The following is a 1529-nucleotide window of genomic DNA, read 5'->3' on the forward strand; positions in this document are numbered from 1 at the left end:
CCCGCCGGGCGTCGGCGAGGGCCCGCGCCCACCAGGCCAGCTGGGCCAGCAGGCGCTCGGCCGCGGCGTTCGGGGCGTCCGGCTCGGCGGGGAAGCCGCGCTCGTCGCAGAAGTGGTCCCAGACGTTGTGGAACGAGACCGTCTCGCGGACCGTCGTCGCATGGAACTCGGCGAAGACCTGGCGGAGGTGCTCGACGGCGCGCAGACCACCCGAGACCCCGCCATAGGAGACGAAACCGGCGGGTTTGGCCTGCCACTCCTTGTAGAACGAGTCGAGGAAGGTCTTCAACGGTCCCGGATAGCTGTGGTTGAACTCGGGGGTCACCACGAGGTAGGCGTCGGCTTCGGCGATCCTGGCGCGGGCCCGCTCGGGGTCCTCGGTGCACTCCAGGACGTCGAGTTCGAGGTCGGGGCGGAGGGCGGCCCGGCCGGCCAGCCAACGCGCGACGACGGCGCCGCGGCCGCCCTCCCTGGCACTACCGACGATCATGGCGAGCCGCAACGGCTTCTGCTCTGCATTCACGACCGCGAGCGTAAAAGTTGAAGTTAGGTTGAAGTCAAGGCGTCGAGGGCGGTGATGACGGCCGCTGTGTCGGCGAGGGTCGGCAGGACGGCGTCCGCCCCGGCCGCGCGCAGCTCCGACTCGGTGGCCGCGCCCGTCGCGACGGCGAGGGTCCTGGCGCGGGCGATCTGCGCGGCCCTGACGTCCAGCGGATGATCGGCGATCAGGACGGTCGCGGACTCGGCGAACACGGCGCCGTACTTGCGGGCCGCGCTGATCCGGGACGTCTCGATCGAGGCGCCCTTGGGGTAGACGGGCGAGAAGAAACCGCCGACCGACAGGTCGAGCAGCTTGTCCAGGCCCAGTTCGGCCAGTTTGATCCGGGCCGTCGCCTCCAGCGAACCGGTCAGGACCGACTGGACGACGCCCGGCAGGCCCGCCGCCGCGACCAGCGCCCGTTCCGCGCCCGGCAGCACCCGGCCGTAGGCGCGGATCTTGTCGCGGCGGACGGCGAAGGCCGCGCCCAGGGCGGCGACGAAGGCGTCGAGATGATCGTCGGAGACGGTGATCCCGTTGAACGCGAGGGTCTCGAAGATGATCTCCGACTCGGTGCGTCCCGCGGTCGGCGCGAGGCGGACCATCGGGCGGCCCGTGACCTTCTCGAACGCCTCCGCGTACGCCTCTCTGGTCACCCGGCCCGCGTCGAGAAGCGTGTGGTCGACATTCCAGAGGATCAAGCGGTTCACGGGCACGCGCACATCGTCGTGCTCGCGCGGCCTCAGGTCAACCGGCGAGGGCGGGCGGGGAGGCGACGAAGTCGCCGCCGGTCTCGCCGCGTGCCGCGACGTCGTAGTCGAGGCCGCCGGAGGCGCGGTTGGGCTGGAAACGTCCCACGAAGGTGTGGATGCGCAGGGCGTCGCCGGGGGCTCGGTCGGCGGAGCTGCGGGCCTCGATGGCGATCTCCAGGCTCGCTCCGGGCGCCAGGGCGGTGACGGTGCAGTCGACGCGGTCGCCGGTCCGGCAGGCG

Annotated in this window: 3 protein-coding genes; all 3 read right to left on the bottom strand. The window is 72.0% G+C overall.

Translation table 11 applies throughout. The features are described 5' to 3' along the window. Nucleotides 1-523, bottom strand: a 523-nt coding sequence (locus tag ACYVE7_RS33820; RefSeq protein ID WP_460370624.1) for an NADPH-dependent FMN reductase, incomplete at its 3' end; no start/stop codon positions are given. 23 nt (nucleotides 524-546) lie between these two features. Then, on the bottom strand, nucleotides 547-1254 hold the full coding sequence (locus ACYVE7_RS33825) for an HAD family hydrolase (protein WP_460370626.1): 708 nt from the start codon (nucleotides 1252-1254) through the stop codon (nucleotides 547-549). A gap of 31 nt (nucleotides 1255-1285) precedes the next feature. Then, on the bottom strand, nucleotides 1286-1529 hold a 244-nt coding region (locus ACYVE7_RS33830; RefSeq protein ID WP_460370628.1), incomplete at its 5' end, for a hypothetical protein.

The organism is Actinocorallia lasiicapitis, assembly GCF_054778695.1.